We start from the raw sequence: 15,419 nt of genomic DNA, 5'->3' as shown, positions 1-15,419 counted from the left end.
CCGCTGAGCGGCTTCCGCGACGGCGGAAAACGGGGGCTGAAACCCCTCCGCTGCCCTCCCCGGTGAAACCGTTTAGTGGCCACGGCCCCCCGCCCCATAGGATTGGGCCAAAATCCACACACTCACCCCTGAGGATCGCTGCATGCCTGGCATCACGCGCGAGGAGGTCGCCCACCTCGCACGGCTGGCACGTCTGGAGCTGAAGGACGAAGAGCTCGAGCACTTCGCCGGACAGCTCGACGACATTCTCGGCGCGGTCGCCCGCGTCTCCGAGGTCGCCGACCAAGACGTACCGCCGACCTCCCACCCGCTGCCGCTGACGAATGTCATGCGCGCGGACGAGGTCCGTCCGTCGCTCACCCCGGAGCAGGCCCTCTCCGGTGCACCGGCCCAGGAGCAGCGGCGTTTCAAGGTGCCGCAGATCCTGGGGGAGGACTAAGCCATGACGGACATCAACATCATCAAGCTCACCGCGGCCGAGATCGCCGGGAAGATCGCTTCCGGCGAGCTCACGGCCGTCGAGGTCACCGAGGCGCATCTGGCCCGGATCGCGGCCGTCGACGAGAAGGTCAACGCCTTCCTGCACGTCGACCGTGAGGGCGCGCTCGCCCAGGCCCGCGCCGTCGACGCCAAGCGGGCCAACGGCGAGAAGCTCGGACCGCTGGCGGGTGTGCCCCTGGCGCTGAAGGACATCTTCACCACCGAGGGCGTCCCGACCACCGTGGGCTCCAAGATCCTCGAAGGCTGGCTCCCGCCGTACGACGCGACCGTCACCAAGCGCCTCAAGGCCGCTGACGTCGTCATTCTCGGCAAGACCAACATGGACGAGTTCGCCATGGGGTCATCGACCGAGAACAGCGCCTACGGCCCCACCGGCAACCCCTGGGACCTCTCCCGGATCCCCGGCGGTTCCGGCGGCGGTTCGTCCGCGGCGCTGGCGGCCTACGAGGCTCCGCTGGCCATCGGTACGGACACCGGCGGCTCCATCCGTCAGCCCGCGGCCGTCACCGGCACCGTCGGCGTCAAGCCGACCTACGGCGGGGTGTCCCGCTACGGCATGGTGGCGTTCTCGTCCTCCCTCGACCAGGGCGGCCCCTGCGCCCGTACGGTCCTGGACACGGCCCTGCTGCACGAGGCCATCGCCGGGCACGACCCCCTCGACTCGACCTCCATCGACGCCCCGGTCCCGCCGGTCGTCGAGGCCGCCCGCAACGGCTCGGTCGCCGGGCTGCGCGTCGGCGTCGTCAAGCAGTTCCGCGGCGAGGGCTACCAGGCCGGGGTCATCCAGCGTTTCGACGAGTCGGTCGAGCTCCTCAAGGGCCTCGGCGCCGACATCGTGGAGCTGGACTGCCCCTCCTTCGACCTGGCGCTCTCCGCGTACTACCTGATCGCCCCCTCGGAGTGCAGCTCCAACCTGGCCCGCTTCGACGCCATGCGGTACGGCCTGCGGGTCGGCGACGACGGTACGAAGTCCGCCGAGGACGTCACCGCGCTCTCCCGCGAGGCCGGATTCGGCGACGAGGTCAAGCGCCGCATCATCCTCGGTACGTACGCGCTCAGCTCCGGCTACTACGACGCGTACTACGGCAGTGCCCAGAAGGTCCGCACACTGATCACGCGGGACTTCGAGAAGGCGTTCGAGCAGGTGGACGTCATCGTCTCGCCGACCACGCCCACCACCGCCTTCCCGATCGGCGAGCGCGCCGACGACCCGATGGCGATGTACCTGGCGGACCTGTGCACCATTCCGACCAACCTGGCCGGCAACTCCGCCATGTCGCTGCCCTGCGGCCTGGCGCCCGAGGACGGTCTGCCGGTCGGCCTGCAGATCATCGCCCCCGCCATGAAGGACGACCGGCTGTACAAGGTCGGAGCTGCCGTCGAGGCCGCCTTCGTGGAAAGGTGGGGACACCCGCTGCTTGAGGAGGCTCCGTCGTTGTGAGTGCCATGACCAAGAAGGCCAAGAACTTCAAGAAGTCCAAGACCGGCGTCTACGTGTCCCTGGGTTCCACCGCGTTCGGTGCGCTCAGCGTCGCCAAGCAGGCCAAGCTGGCCCGCCAGGAGAACGACACGCTCAGGCTCGTGGACGCCGCCATCTCGGCTGCGGCGATCGTCACCGGACTGGCGATCCTCTACCGCGAACTGAAGCGCCTCGGCGACGACGACGTACTGCTGGGCTGAGAGGGAAAGTCTCATCGTGACCGTCACTGAACTTGCGTCGTACGAGGAAGCCCTCGCGACGTACGACCCCGTCATGGGCCTGGAGGTCCATGTCGAGCTCGGCACCAGGACCAAGATGTTCTGCGGCTGCTCCACCGAGCTGGGGGCCGAGCCCAACTCGCAGACCTGCCCCACCTGCCTGGGCCTGCCCGGCTCGCTCCCGGTCGTCAACGCGATCGGTGTCGAGTCGGCCATCAAGATCGGTCTCGCGCTGAACTGCGAGATCGCCGAGTGGTGCCGTTTCGCCCGGAAGAACTACTTCTATCCGGACATGCCGAAGAACTTCCAGACCTCGCAGTACGACGAGCCGATCGCCTTCGACGGCTATCTGGACGTCCAGCTGGAGGACGGCGAGACCTTCCGGGTGCAGATCGAGCGCGCCCACATGGAGGAGGACACCGGCAAGTCGCTGCACGTCGGCGGTGCCACCGGCCGGATCCACGGCGCGTCGCACTCGCTGCTCGACTACAACCGCGCGGGCATCCCGCTCATCGAGATCGTCACCAAGCCGATCGAGGGAGCGGGCGAGCGTGCCCCCGAGGTCGCCAAGGCGTACGTCGCCGAGCTGCGCGAGCTGATCAAGGCGCTGGGCGTCTCCGAGGCCCGGATGGAGATGGGCCAGATGCGCTGCGACGTCAACCTGTCGCTGCGGCTGCACGGCGTCGAGAAGCTCGGGACGCGCTCCGAGACCAAGAACGTCAACTCGCTGCGCTCGGTCGAACGCGCCGCGCGTTACGAGATCCAGCGGCACGCCGCGGTGCTCACCTCCGGCGGGTCGATCGTGCAGGAGACCCGGCACTTCCACGAGGAGGACGGCTCCACCACGGCCGGCCGCATCAAGGACAACGCCGAGGACTACCGGTACTTCCCGGAGCCCGACCTGGTCCCGGTCGCGCCCGCGCGCGACTGGGTCGAGGAGCTGCGCTCCGCACTGCCCGAGCTGCCGCGCGTGCGCCGCAACCGGCTGCGCGAGGAGTGGGGCGTCACCGAGTTCGACATGCAGTCGATCCTCAACGCCGGTGCGCTCGGCCCGATCCTGGCCACCATCGACGCGGGTGCCCCGTCCGACCAGGCCCGCAAGTGGTGGATGGGCGAGCTGGCCCGTAACGCCAACGAGACCGGCCGCGATCTCGCCGCGCTGCCCATCACGCCCGGGCAGGTCGCCCGGGTCGCGGAGCTCGTCGCGGCCGGTGACCTCAACGACAAGCTGGCCCGCCAGGTCATCGACGGGGTACTCGCCGGTGAGGGCGGCCCCGACGAGGTCGTCGAGAAGCGCGGTCTGAAGGTCGTCTCCGACGACGGCGCGCTCGGCGCCGCCGTTGACGAGGCGATCGCGGGGAACGCCGCCATCGCGGACAAGATCCGCAGCGGCAAGGTCGCGGCCGCCGGTGCGCTCGTCGGCGCGGTCATGAAGGCCACCCGGGGCCAGGCGGACGCGGCGCGCGTCCGCGAGCTGATCCTGGAGAAGCTCGGCGTCGAAGGCTGACGCGCCCACGCACGGCCGCACGGGGCCGCGCACCGGAACCGGTTCCACGGGCGCCGGGGAGAAAAGTGACCGCGGGCCCGGCCTGCGCTCACTTCTCCCCGGCGCCGCAGGACACGGTGTTCCGGGGCGCGGCCCCGGCCCGCTTCCCCCACGGAGCACGCCCTGAACACCGTCCCCGCCGAGATCCTCTCCGTAGCGCTGCTCCTCGGCGTACTCGCCTTCGCCGTCACCCGTCCGCAGGGCCGGCCGGAAGCGGCAGCCGCCGTGCCCGCGGCGGCACTTGTGGTGCTGCTTGGCGCGGTCTCGCCGTCCGAGGCATGGGACCAGACGCGCACCCTGCTGCCCGTGGTGGCCTTCCTCGCCGCCGTGCTCGTCCTCTCCCAGCTCTGCGCCGACGACGGACTGTTCGACGCCGCGGGCGACTGGGTGGCGCGGGTCTGCGGCGGACGGCCGGTGCGGCTGCTCGGCGGGGTCTTCGTGGTCGCCGCCGTGGTGACCGCCGTGCTCAGCCTGGACGCCACCGTCGTCCTGCTCACCCCGGTGGTCTTCGCGACGGCCGCCCGGGTCGGCGCCAGGCCCCGGCCGCACCTCTACGCCTGCGCGCACCTCGCCAACTCGGGGTCCCTGCTGCTGCCTGTCTCCAATCTGACCAATCTGCTGGCGTTCTCCGCGAGCGGTCTGACCTTCACCCGGTTCGCCGGCCTGATGGCCGTGCCGTGGCTGGCGGCCGTCGCGGTCGAATACGCCGTCTTCCGCAGGTTCTTCGCCGCCGACCTGGCCGCGCCCGCGCACATGCCCGACGAGGCGGAGCAGGCCGAGATGCCGCTGTTCACGGTGGTGGTGGTCGCTCTGACACTTGTCGGCTTCGTGGTCACGTCCTTCGCGGGCGCCGAACCGGTCTGGGCCGCGCTCGCCGGTGTCCTGGTGCTCGGCGTACGCGCGCTGCGCCGCAGGCGGACCACCGCCATGGGTCTGGTGCGTGACGCCAACCCGTTCTTCTGCCTGTTCGTGCTCGCCCTCGGGGTCGTCGTGCGGGCGGTCGTCGACAACGGACTCGGCGACGGGATCGGGCAGTTGCTGCCCGGCGGCGCCGGACTGCCCGCGCTCCTGGCGGTGGCCGGGGTCGCCGCGGTCCTGTCCAACGCCATCAACAACCTGCCGGCGATCCTGGCGCTGCTGCCGGTCGTCGGCCCCGCGGGACCCGGGCCGGTACTCGCCGCACTGATCGGTGTGAACCTCGGCCCGAACCTGACATACGTCGGCTCGCTGGCGACCCTGCTGTGGCGCCGCATCATGAACGACTACGGGCAGGACCCCAGGCTCGGCACCTTCTCCCGGCTCGGCCTGCTGACCGTACCGGCGACGCTGGCCGTGTCGACCGTCGCGCTGTGGGGGGCCCTGCGGGTCGTCGGAGCGTGAGTCGGCGCCGCCCGCCTGGTGCGGAGGTGCCGCCTCCGGACAGACGGGCCGGCGCCGGTCAGCGCAGCCCGATGTCGCCGCGCAGCTGCTCCAGTTCCCGCCGGTCCCGCTTCGTCGGCCGCCCCGTGCCGCGGTCGCGGACCGGGATGTCGAGCACGGCCTCCCGGGGCGGGGGCGGCGGGCTGTTGTCCACATAGCACTCGGCCGCGACCGGCGGCCCCACCCGCTTGCGCACCAGCCGTGACACCTCGACGATCCGCTCGCGTCCCGCGTGGAACAGCCGCACCTCGTCGCCCGCCTGCACGGCGTGGGCCGGCTTGACGCGCTCGCCGTTGAGGCGGGCATGACCGGCGCGGCAGGCGGCGGCCGCCTGCGCACGTGTCTTGGTGAGCCGAACCGACCAGATCCAGGTGTCGAGCCGTACGGTCCCCTGTTCAGCAGCCATACCCCGACTTTACGGCGGCGCGCACCCCTGTGACTAACCCCACGAAACAGTCAAAAGATCACGTTTCGATGCCAGAGTGATGCGCCAAAGGGCTGCGCTCTTTACGGTCTATTCCGGATAAAGACTGATGAACCACGCAGGTCGACCCCGAGGGAGCAGTCCGTTGGCAGCCATCGCGCGATGGTGCATCAGGCACCGCCTTCCGACTGTTCTGCTCTGGCTCCTGGCCCTCGGCGGGACCGCAGCGGCCGCGGGCTTCGCCGGGTCCGCGTACTCCAACGACTACGAAGTGCCGGGTACGGAGTCCGGGCGGGCCACCGCCCTGCTCGACCAGGGGTTCCACGGCCAGGGCGGCGACAGCGACACCATCGTCTGGCACACCGGGCACGGCAGCGTCCGCGCGTCGGGCGTCGAGCAGCGGATGTCGCAGACCCTCAACAAGATCGACGACCTCCCCGGGATCTCCTCCGTCGGGGCGCCGCGCACCAGCGCCGACGGACACACCGCCTACGCCGAGTTCACCTTCGCCGCGCAGTCCGACGAGATCCCCGAGCCGCAGGTCAGGACCGTGGTCGACACCGCGAAGGCGGCCGAGGCCGACGGGCTCCAGGTGGAGCTGGGCGGCAGCGCCATCGCGCTCACGCAGACCACCGGCGTGCATCTCAGCGAGGCCATCGGGGTCGCCGTCGCCGCGCTGGTGCTCTTCCTCGCCTTCGGCGCCTTCGCCGCGAGCCTGCTGCCCATCGCCACCGCCCTCGTCAGCGTCGGCACCGCGTACGCGGGCATCGAACTGCTCGGCCATGTGATGACCGTCGCCGACTTCGCGCCGATGCTCGGGATGCTGATAGGGCTCGGCGTCGGTATCGACTACGCGCTGTTCATCGTGACCAGACACCGCAAGGCGTTGCGCCGCGGCCTGCCCGTCGCGGACGCGGTGACCCACGCGGTGAGCACGACAGGCCGCGCGGTCGTCTTCGCCGGGGCGACGGTCTGTATCGCCCTGCTCGGCATGCTCATCCTGCGGCTGGACTTCCTCAACGGCGTCGCCATCGCGGCCTCCCTCACGGTCGTCCTGACCGTGGTCGCCTCGGTGACGCTGCTGCCGGCGCTCCTCTCGTACATCGGCATGCGGGCGCTGAGCGGCCGGGAACGGCGACGGCTCGCCGAGCGCGGGCCGCAGCCCGACCCGCCCACCGGCTTCGCCGCCCGCTGGTCGGCCTTCGTGGAGCGGCACCCCAGAGCGCTCGGCTCACTCGCCGCCGCGGTGATGCTGGTCCTCGCGCTGCCGACCCTCGGCCTCCACCTGGGCACATCCGACCAGGGCAACAGCCCGGCGGGCTCGACCACCCGCAAGGCGTACGACCTGATCGGCGAGGGGTTCGGGCCGGGCGCCAACGGCCCGCTCACCCTGGTCGCGAAGCTGGACGGGGCGGGAGACCGGGTGGCGCTGGACGAACTGCCGGCCCGGCTGCGTACGACCGCGGGTGTCGCGTCCGTGAGTCCGGTCAGCTACAACGGCAGCGGCGACACGGCCTTCGTGACGGTCGTCCCCGACTCGGCCCCGCAGTCGCAGAAGACCAGCGACCTCGTCGACCGGCTGCGTACGGACGTCCTGCCCCGGGCCGAGAGCCGGACCTCGCTCGCCGTCGAGGTCGGCGGTGTCACCGCGAGCTACGACGACTTCGCGGAGGTGATCATCGGCAAACTCCCCCTGTTCGTCGGCGTGGTCATCGCACTGGGCTGTCTGCTCCTGCTGCTGGCGTTCCGCTCGATCGGCATTCCGCTGAAGGCCGCGGTGATGAACGTGGCCGCGGTGGCGTCCGCCTTCGGCGTCGTCGTCGCGGTCTTCCAGTGGGGCTGGGGGAGCGAGCTGCTCGGGCTCGGCAGCGCGGGGCCGATCGAGCCCTTCCTGCCGGTGATCATGGTCTCGGTGCTCTTCGGCCTCTCCATGGACTACCAGGTCTTCCTGGTCAGCCGGATGTACGAGGAGTGGCGCGAGACCGGCGACAACCGGCGTGCCGTCCGGGTGGGCCTCGCCGAGACCAGCCGTGTGATCAACTCCGCCGCCGTCATCATGATCTCGGTCTTCCTCGCCTTCGTCCTCAGCGGCGACCGGGTCATCGCGATGTTCGGGATCGCGCTCGCCGCGGCTGTCGCGCTCGACGCCTTCGTGCTCCGCACGCTCCTGGTCCCCGCACTGATGCACCTGCTGGGCCGGGCGAACTGGTGGCTGCCCGGCTGGCTGGACCGGCGGCTGCCCCGCATCAGCATCGAGGCGCCCGCCCCGGGAGCCCGTGCGAAAATCCCTCCGGAGCGCACATCCGTGGTGGAGCCGGGGCGCACACCCGTGATGAAGCAGATGAAGCAGATGAAGCAGTTTGAGCAGATGAAGCATCTTGAGGAGGAGCATGTTCGCGATATCGCTCGGTGACGGAGCGGAGCTGGGACCGCTGGAGCCTTGGCAGGCCGGGGACTATCTGGCCCACATCGACCGGGGGCGCGAGTTCATCGGCCAGTACATCGGGCTCGCCGACGCAGCCGAGGATCTCGCTGAGGCGCGTGCGTTCCTCCAGTCGTACGCGGACAAGCAGGCGGCGGACAGCGGCCGGATCTTCGGCATCCGGCTGGACGGCACGCTGGTCGGCGGGGTGCTGTTCCCGCACTTCAACGCCGCGACCGGCTGCTGCGAGGTCGGCTGCTGGCTGGAGCCCGCAGCGGCGGGCCGTGGGCTGGTCACACGCGCCGCAGGGCTGCTGATCGACTGGGCCGTGGACGAGCGCGGCATGCACCGCGTCGAGTGGCATGTCGACCCGGAGAACACCGGCAGCATCAACGTCGCGAAGCGGCTGGGAATGGTGCGCGAAGGCGTCCTGCGGCAGAACCACCCCCATCGCGGGACCCGGCACGACACCGAGGTCTGGTCGGTCCTGGCCGACGAGTGGAAGGCGCACAGAGAGCATTAAGCCGACTCTCAGAAAGCCCCCCTAGCGTGCGCCGTATGAACGCCACCACCAAGACCGACACGACCGACGACTCCGCCGCCAAGGTGCAGGACGCCGAGGCCGATGAGGCCGCGGCGGAGGCGACCGCTGAGGACACCGACATCGACGCGGACGACGCCACGGCGGAAGCCGCAGCCGAGGAAGAAGCCGAGGAGGCCGAACTGGCCGGCGGCAGCCCCGCTGCAGCCCGCTCCGGGATCGGCGCGGGCGCGGCGGCCGTCGTCGCCGCCGCGCTGGGCTTCGTCGGGCTCTCCGGCACCTGGATGGGCAAGGTGCTCTCCGAGCGCGAGACCCTGACCGGCCAGCTGAAGCTCTCCCAGAGCGCCAGCGCCTCCCAGCAGATCCACGAGGTCTACGCCGACTCCTGGCACACCACCGCCCTGGTCAACGGCGTATTCGCGCTGCTGGCGCTGGTCGTCGGCGCCCTCGTACTGGCCCGCCCCTTCTTCAGCTCGCCCGTCCGCCCGCAGGCGGTCTGGGTCCGTGCCGTGGCCTGGGGCGCCGTCGGTGTCGCCGTCATCGGCCTGATCGTCGCCGTCGGTATGTACTTCGACCTGTTCGCCGCGCTGCCGACCGCTCCGGCCACCGCGCCCGCCCCGACCCAGTAGGACTGAACGACCTGGTGCCCGATGGACGGTGGACCTGCCGGTGTGCAGGCCGCCGCCCGTCGGGCATCTGGTCGTTGTGGGGGCTCGGCCGGTTCCCCGCAGGTTCGGCCCGGCCGCTGCGGCAGGTGGCGGAGAGCACCCTGGGGCAGTACTTCCTCGTAATATGACGCACCACATGACGTGCCACGCAGCGGGCGTACCCCGTGATGGCAGCGGGCCTACCCCGTGATGTCAGCACAGACTCTGTGTCAGCACAGACTCTTGACCGGGCCACAGAAGCAGGAGTGAACTCACGGGCCACCCTGACTCCAGCACGGAAGGTGTGCCGCACATGCGAATCGCAGTTATCGGTACCGGCCGGACCGGCGCGTTTCGCGCCGGTCCGCTCGCCGGTCTTCCCACCCTGACCAGTGCCGTCGTGCGTACCGATGAGGTGGCCGCATGAGACGAGGTGGCCGCACGATGCGGGTGGCCGGCGCGCCCATCTCGTGGGGTGTGTGCGAAGTGCCGGGCTGGGGACACCAGATGTCCGCCTCCCGGGTGCTGGACGAGATGCGGGAAGCGGGCCTGACAGCAACGGAGTTCGGGCCGGAAGGCTTCCTCCCGGCCGACCCCGTGGAGCGTGCCGCACTGCTGGCGGGGCATCAGCTCTCCGCGGTCGGCGGCTTCGTACCCGCCGTACTGCACGAGAGCGGCCACGACCCGCTGCCCGGGGTGGAGCGGGCGCTGAACGGATTCGGGGACGCCCGCACCCTGGTCATCGCCGCGGCCACCGGCGCGGACGGATACGACTCGAAGCCGCACCTGGACGGCGACGGCTGGCACACCCTGCTGACCAATCTCGACCGGATCGTCGCCCGTGCCGCGCGGGCCGGGGTGGAAACGGTGCTGCACTCGCACGTCGGCACCATGGTGGAGGGCCCCGACGAGATCGACCGGGTGCTGGACGGGTGCGAGGTCCCGCTCTGTCTGGACACCGGACACATGCTCGTCGGCGGCGCAGATCCCGCCGGGATCGCCCGCCGGGCGCCTGAGCGGGTCGCGCACGTACACCTCAAGGACGTGGACGCCGGTCTGGCCCGGCGGGTACGGTCCGGGCGGACGGCCTACACCGACGCGGTGCGCGAGGGGATGTACCGCCCTCTCGGGGCGGGCGACGTGGACATCGAAGGCATCGTGGACGCCCTGAGCACGTCCGGCTACGCGGGCTGGTACGTGCTGGAGCAGGACACCGTACTGGACGGGGAACCACCCGCGGGCCAGGGTCCGTTGACCGATGTGCGGACCAGTCTGGACTATCTGTCCCGGGTCGCCCGATGACCGGCGTGGGCGAGCACCACCCGGCCGGGGCGGTCCAGCATGCGTGACGCGGCCCTGCGATCCCTCGTGGAGACCAGGGCGCGCCACCCCGAGGCGGTGCTCGACGCCGCACGAGGCAGGCAGCGCCGCTCGCTCCTCGGCGACCGCGGCCGGCTGATGCTGGTCGCCGCGGACCACCCCGCGCGCGGTGGGCTGAGCGTCGGCGGCCGGGCGGACGCCATGGCCAACCGGGCGGATCTGCTGGACCGGCTGATGACGGCCCTGGACCGGCCCGGCGTGGACGGTGTGCTCGGAACCCCGGATGTACTGGAGGACCTGCTGCTGCTCGGCGCCCTGGAAAAGAAGGTCGTCATCGGTTCGATGAACCGCGGTGGCATTCCGGGCACCGCGTTCGAGATCGACGACCGGTTCACCGCCTACGACGCCCAGGCAATCGACACGATGGGCTTCAACGCCGGCAAGATGCTCCTGCGCATCGACCCCACCGACCCCGCCTCGGTCAGCACGCTGAGCGGCTGCGCCGAAGCCGTGTCGGAACTGGCGTCCCGCCGGCTGATGGCGATGATCGAGCCGTTCTGGGTGCGCCGCCTCTCCGACGGCAGAACCGTCAACGATCTGCGGCCGGAGGCGATGATCCGGGCGATGGCGGTCGCGCAGGGCCTCGGCCGCACCTCCGCCTACTCCTGGCTGAAGGTACCGGTCGTGCCCGACATGCAGCGGGTCATGGAGGCGTCCACTCTTCCCGCGCTGCTGCTGGGCGGCGATCCGGCCGGAACCCCGCAGGAGACCTACGCCGCCTGGCAGGAGGCACTGCGACTGCCCACGGTACGGGGGCTGGTGGCGGGCCGGGCCCTGCTGTATCCGCCCGGCGACGACGTGGCCGGCGCGGTGGACACCGCCGTCGGTCTGCTGTGAGGGGAACCGAAGCGCGCGCGGCAGCAGCGAAGCGGGCGCGGCAGTGAAGTAGCGCGGCAGTGAAGTGAGTACGGAATCGACGTGACCAACTGTCCGCCGGCTCCGGATAAGGCGTCTTGGCCGTGGGCTAAGTCCCTCTCAGCCATGAGGATATGGCACTCGCCCCATGTGGCGGACCCCCCTGGGAGACCAAGGTGAAGGGATCGCAGGAGGCCGCGACCGGCTTCCGTCACAGGGGAGAACACGATGATCCAGCTCGATCTCCAGAAGGCCCACGCGGCCGAACTCGCCCGCAGAGCCGAGGCCGGGCGGCTCGTCGGCCAGGCCCGCAGGGTCCGCAGGGCCGCCCGCCGTTCCGGGCGGCACGATACGCGGGGGGCGGTGAGATCGCTCCGCGACCGGTTCGTCCGCGCTGCCTGATGACCGGCGCACAGTCGCGCACAGGCAACGGGGCAGGGAGAGCGGCAGGCGGCGGGGGACGGGCAGGGACAGGCGGCGGGGTGCGGGAAGCGGCAGAGGCAGACGGCGCCCGTAAATCGGGTGCCGTGCTGTCGGACCCCTGTGCGATGCTCGGCGCTGTGGAGTCCACCTCAGTCAGCCCCGTGTTCGTCGGCCGAGCCGATGAGCTGGCCGCCCTCGGAGAAGCCCTCTCCCGTGCGACCGGAGGGGAGCCGCAGGCGCTGCTCATCGGCGGGGAGGCCGGCGTCGGCAAGACCCGGCTCGTGGAGGAGTTCATCGAGACGGCCGGCCGCGCGGGGGCCGTCGTCACCGTCGGCGGCTGTGTCGAGATCGGCGCCGACGGCCTGCCGTACGCCCCGTTCTCGACCGCGCTGCGCGCACTGCGCCGTCAGCTTCCCGACGAGATCGACGCGGCGGTCGAGGGCCAGGAGGGCGAACTGGCCAGGCTGCTGCCCGAACTGGGCGACACCAGCCGGCAGGCGCACCACGAGGACGGCACGGCACGGCTCTTCGAGCTGACGTCCCGGCTCCTCGAGCGGATAGCCGCCGACCGTACGGTGGTGCTGGTCCTGGAGGATCTGCACTGGGCCGACGCGTCGACGCGCCATCTGCTCGCGTATCTCTTCCGGACTCTGAGCAGGGGCCGCCTCGTGGTCGTCGCCACCTACCGCGCCGACGACATCCACCGGCGCCACCCGCTGCGGCCCCTCCTGGCCGAACTGGACCGGCTGCGCACCGTCCGCCGGATCGAGCTGGCCCGCTTCACCCGGTCCGAGGTGCGCCTCCAGCTGGCCGGTATCCTCGCCGCCGAGCCGGAGGCCGCCCTGGCCGACGAGATCTTCGCGCGCTCCGACGGCAACGCCTTCTTCGTCGAGGAGCTGGCCGTCTGCAGCGGCACCTGTTCGGTCTCGGGGATCAGCGACTCACTGCGCGATCTCCTGCTGGTCAGGGTCGAGGCACTGTCCGACCACGCCCAGCGCGTCGTCCGGTTCGCGGCCGAGGGGGGATCGACCGTCGAGTACCCCCTTCTCGCCGCCGTGACCCGGCTCTCCGAGGACGACCTGATCGAGGCGCTGCGGACCGCGGTCGGGGCCAACATCCTGATCGCGGCGCCGGACGGTGCCGGCTACCGCTTCCGCCACTCGCTGGTGCGCGAAGCCGTCAGCGACGATCTGCTGCCGGGCGAGCGCTCCCGGATCAACCGCCGCTGCGCGGAAGCCCTGGAGGCCGACCCCTCGCTCGTACGGGCCGACGCGCGCACCACGCGGCTCGCCGGCTACTGGTACTACGCGCATGACGCGGCGAAGACCCTGCCCGCCGTGCTGCTGGCATCGGCCGAGGCACGCCGGCGCCACGCCTACTCCGAGCAACTGCGGCTCCTGGAGCGGGCGATGGAGGTCTGGGACAGCGCCCCGGCCGAGGTGCGTGACGTGCTGCGGCCAACGGATTCCGCCTATGCCTACCCGGCCTGCGGATGTGAAACAGGGCAGGCCGAGCCTCCGGCGCTGTGCTATCTCGACCTGCTCGCCGAAGCGGTGGTGGCGGCGCGCTGCTGTGGGGAGCGCGAACGGTCGCTGAAGATCGCCAAGAAGGCCCTGCGCCTCATCGACGGTGGCGCCGACGACGCCCTGCGCGCCGCGTGGTTCTGGACCGAGCGGGCCAAGCTGGAGCAGAGCCTGGCCCGGGGCAACGGCTGGCGGGAGATCGCCACCGCCCAGGAGCTGGTACGCGGGCTGCCGCCGTCGGCCGTCCACGCCCAGGTGCTCGCCACCGCTGCGGGCTGGGCGATGCTCCATGAACCGGGGCCCGACAGCCTGCTGGCGGCCGAATGCGCCGTGGACTACGCCCGGCTGGTGGGCGCGGAGGAGATCGAGCTGAGCGCCCGCCTCACCCTCGGCGGCCTCCTGATCGACTCCGGCGACATCGATACCGGGCTGACCACCATGCGGGCAGCCCTTGAGCGCACGGCCGAACTCGGCCTGGTCGCCGACGCCTGCCGCGCGTACACCAATCTGATGTCGAACCTGGAGGCCATCGGCCGCTCCGCCGAGGCGGTCGACGTGGGGGCCGCCGGGACCGCCCTCGCGGGCAAGTACGCCCTGCGGGACCACGAGGCGTGGGTCCGCGGCAATATGGCCGACTCGCTCTTCGCCCTGGGCCGCTGGGACGAGGCGTCGGCCTGCGCCCAGTGGGTGCTCCGGTGCGGGCAGAGCGCCAAGCCCCTGGGGAACGTCTGCCTGCGGCTGGTCGATATGGCGCTGCTCCGCGGGGAACAGGACGAGGCGGCCGGACACCTCGCCTCCGCCCATGCCCACTTCGGCACCCACGACCCCATGCCCCAGCACTCCATCCCCCTGGCCAGGCTCAGCCTGGCGACCCTGGCCGCCCGGGGCAGACTGGACGAGGCCCGTGAGGTCCTCGCCGGCGCCGTGGAAGCCGGGTTCCCTCCCGGTACCCAGCGCTATGCCTGGCCCCTGATACTGGCGGCCGCCACAGGCGAGGCCGATACGCGCGGCCTGCCGGCCGCCGAACCGGGCCGCGCACAGGCCCTGACCCTCATCCGCTCGGTGGCCAAGCGGCTGGCCACCCCCGTACCGCTCTGGCATGCCTATGCCCTGCACGTCAGCGCCGAGCTGGCCCGAGCCGACGGCCTCGATCTGCCCGAGCACTGGAGCGCTGCCGCCGACGCGCTGGCGCCGCTGGAACGCCCCTACGAGCTGGCGCAGATACACCGGCACTGGGCGGCCGCCCTGCTCACACACGGCGCGGACCGGGAACACGCGGCCGAACTGCTCCGCGCCGCTCTCGCCACGGCCGACCGGCTGGGCGCCCGGCCGCTCGCCGAGGAGATCCGGCTGCTCGCACAGCGCGCCCGGCTCCCGCTCGCGGAAACCACGGGGCCCCGCCGCGCCGTCGCACCGGAAGACGTACGCAGCCCGGTCGACGACTTCGGCCTTACCAGCCGTGAGCAGGATGTCCTGCGCCTGGTCGCCGCGGGCCGTACCAACCGCCAGATAGCCGAGACGCTGTTCATCGCCCCCAAGACGGCGAGCGTGCATGTCTCCAACATCCTGGCCAAGCTCGGTGTCACCGGCCGGGGCGAGGCGGCCGCGCTGGCCCATCGGCTGCATCTCTTCACGGACGCGGCTGGGTATGTCTCCGGAGCCACGGAGACTCGCGAAGCCGCCGTTCAGGAGGCTGTCTGAGCCCGACCCTGGTCCTGGCTCTGGTCCCGGCCCTGGCCCCGGTCCCGGCCTTGGCCCTGGTCCCGGTCCTCTTGGCCTTGATCCATCCGGCCTTGGTCCATCCGGCCTTGGTCCTTCTGGTTCTGGTGCGGGCTCTGGTCCTGGGACCGGATGATGACTGTGCCCGAGTCCAGATCTATCGGGCCGCGGCCCGGATCGCCGTCGTTGAGATCGACCCGGGACAGTTCCAGCCGCTTGTTCTCGTCCTCGGTGTGTTTGCGCCCGGGTGCGAAGAGCTGCTCTATCAGGTTGAACATCAGACCCCCTGTGACGAGCCCCGGCTCGGCTCCCGTGCGGTGA

The 15,419-nt window shown here is 71.3% G+C and carries 14 protein-coding genes; 12 read left to right on the top strand and 2 right to left on the bottom strand.

Translation table 11 applies throughout. The annotated features are described in order from the left end of the window. Positions 1-142 precede the first annotated feature (142 nt). The 5 genes from gatC (at position 143) to G3I19_RS03035 (ending at position 5,125) form a co-directional block, all read left to right on the top strand. A complete protein-coding gene (gatC, locus tag G3I19_RS03055) occupies positions 143-439 on the top strand; it encodes an Asp-tRNA(Asn)/Glu-tRNA(Gln) amidotransferase subunit GatC (protein ID WP_164259168.1) in 297 nt (98 codons plus the stop codon). Positions 440-442: 3 nt separating this feature from the next. Beyond that, positions 443-1,942 (top strand): Asp-tRNA(Asn)/Glu-tRNA(Gln) amidotransferase subunit GatA, encoded by a 1,500-nt coding sequence (gene gatA, locus G3I19_RS03050; RefSeq protein WP_164259166.1) that lies wholly within the window; start codon positions 443-445, stop codon positions 1,940-1,942. A gap of 5 nt (positions 1,943-1,947) precedes the next feature. Continuing rightward, entirely contained in the window at positions 1,948-2,181 is a 234-nt protein-coding gene (locus G3I19_RS03045; RefSeq protein ID WP_164259261.1) for a hypothetical protein, read from the top strand. 16 nt (positions 2,182-2,197) lie between these two features. Beyond that, complete coding sequence (gene gatB, locus G3I19_RS03040) at positions 2,198-3,706, top strand: Asp-tRNA(Asn)/Glu-tRNA(Gln) amidotransferase subunit GatB (RefSeq protein ID WP_164259164.1); 1,509 nt, start codon at positions 2,198-2,200, stop codon at positions 3,704-3,706. 162 nt (positions 3,707-3,868) lie between these two features. Next, entirely contained in the window at positions 3,869-5,125 is a 1,257-nt protein-coding gene (locus G3I19_RS03035; protein WP_164259259.1) for an SLC13 family permease, read from the top strand. A 58-nt stretch (positions 5,126-5,183) separates the two neighbouring features. Here the strand turns inward: G3I19_RS03035 and G3I19_RS03030 are convergent, their stop codons facing one another. Further along, on the bottom strand, positions 5,184-5,570 hold the full coding sequence (locus G3I19_RS03030) for a S4 domain-containing protein (RefSeq protein ID WP_164259162.1): 387 nt from the start codon (positions 5,568-5,570) through the stop codon (positions 5,184-5,186). Positions 5,571-5,733: 163 nt separating this feature from the next. Between G3I19_RS03030 and G3I19_RS03025 the strand changes: the two genes are divergently transcribed. The 7 genes from G3I19_RS03025 (at position 5,734) to G3I19_RS03000 (ending at position 15,080) form a co-directional block, all read left to right on the top strand. Continuing rightward, the gene (locus tag G3I19_RS03025) at positions 5,734-8,001 is read left to right on the top strand and encodes an MMPL family transporter (protein WP_164259160.1); all 2,268 of its coding nucleotides are present in this window, start codon (positions 5,734-5,736) and stop codon (positions 7,999-8,001) included. Next, on the top strand, positions 7,979-8,533 hold the full coding sequence (locus G3I19_RS03020) for a GNAT family protein (protein ID WP_164259158.1): 555 nt from the start codon (positions 7,979-7,981) through the stop codon (positions 8,531-8,533). The genes G3I19_RS03025 and G3I19_RS03020 overlap by 23 nt, the downstream gene beginning before the upstream one ends. A 35-nt stretch (positions 8,534-8,568) precedes the next feature. After that, a complete protein-coding gene (locus tag G3I19_RS03015) occupies positions 8,569-9,180 on the top strand; it encodes a hypothetical protein (RefSeq protein ID WP_203599082.1) in 612 nt (203 codons plus the stop codon). 441 nt (positions 9,181-9,621) lie between these two features. Then, positions 9,622-10,500 carry a TIM barrel protein gene (locus G3I19_RS03010; protein ID WP_203599081.1) on the top strand — a complete coding sequence of 293 codons (879 nt, stop codon included), beginning with the start codon at positions 9,622-9,624 and terminating at the stop codon, positions 10,498-10,500. 39 nt (positions 10,501-10,539) lie between these two features. Beyond that, complete coding sequence (locus G3I19_RS03005) at positions 10,540-11,415, top strand: deoxyribose-phosphate aldolase (protein WP_203599080.1); 876 nt, start codon at positions 10,540-10,542, stop codon at positions 11,413-11,415. A gap of 246 nt (positions 11,416-11,661) precedes the next feature. Beyond that, positions 11,662-11,835, top strand: coding sequence for a hypothetical protein (locus G3I19_RS36765; protein ID WP_203599079.1), 174 nt, complete (start codon positions 11,662-11,664; stop codon positions 11,833-11,835). A 146-nt stretch (positions 11,836-11,981) separates the two neighbouring features. Continuing rightward, positions 11,982-15,080: a helix-turn-helix transcriptional regulator gene (locus G3I19_RS03000; RefSeq protein ID WP_164259253.1), complete on the top strand. Its 3,099-nt coding sequence runs from the start codon at positions 11,982-11,984 to the stop codon at positions 15,078-15,080. Here G3I19_RS03000 and G3I19_RS02995 read toward each other — a convergent pair. Beyond that, positions 15,065-15,376, bottom strand: coding sequence for a DUF6191 domain-containing protein (locus tag G3I19_RS02995; protein WP_164259124.1), 312 nt, complete (start codon positions 15,374-15,376; stop codon positions 15,065-15,067). The two genes, G3I19_RS03000 and G3I19_RS02995, sit on opposite strands and share 16 nt — an antisense overlap. Positions 15,377-15,419 lie beyond the last annotated feature (43 nt).

Source organism: Streptomyces sp. SID10853 (assembly GCF_010548145.1).
Taxonomy (GTDB): domain Bacteria; phylum Actinomycetota; class Actinomycetes; order Streptomycetales; family Streptomycetaceae; genus Streptomyces.
This window is presented reverse-complemented; position numbering and strand designations above follow the sequence as displayed.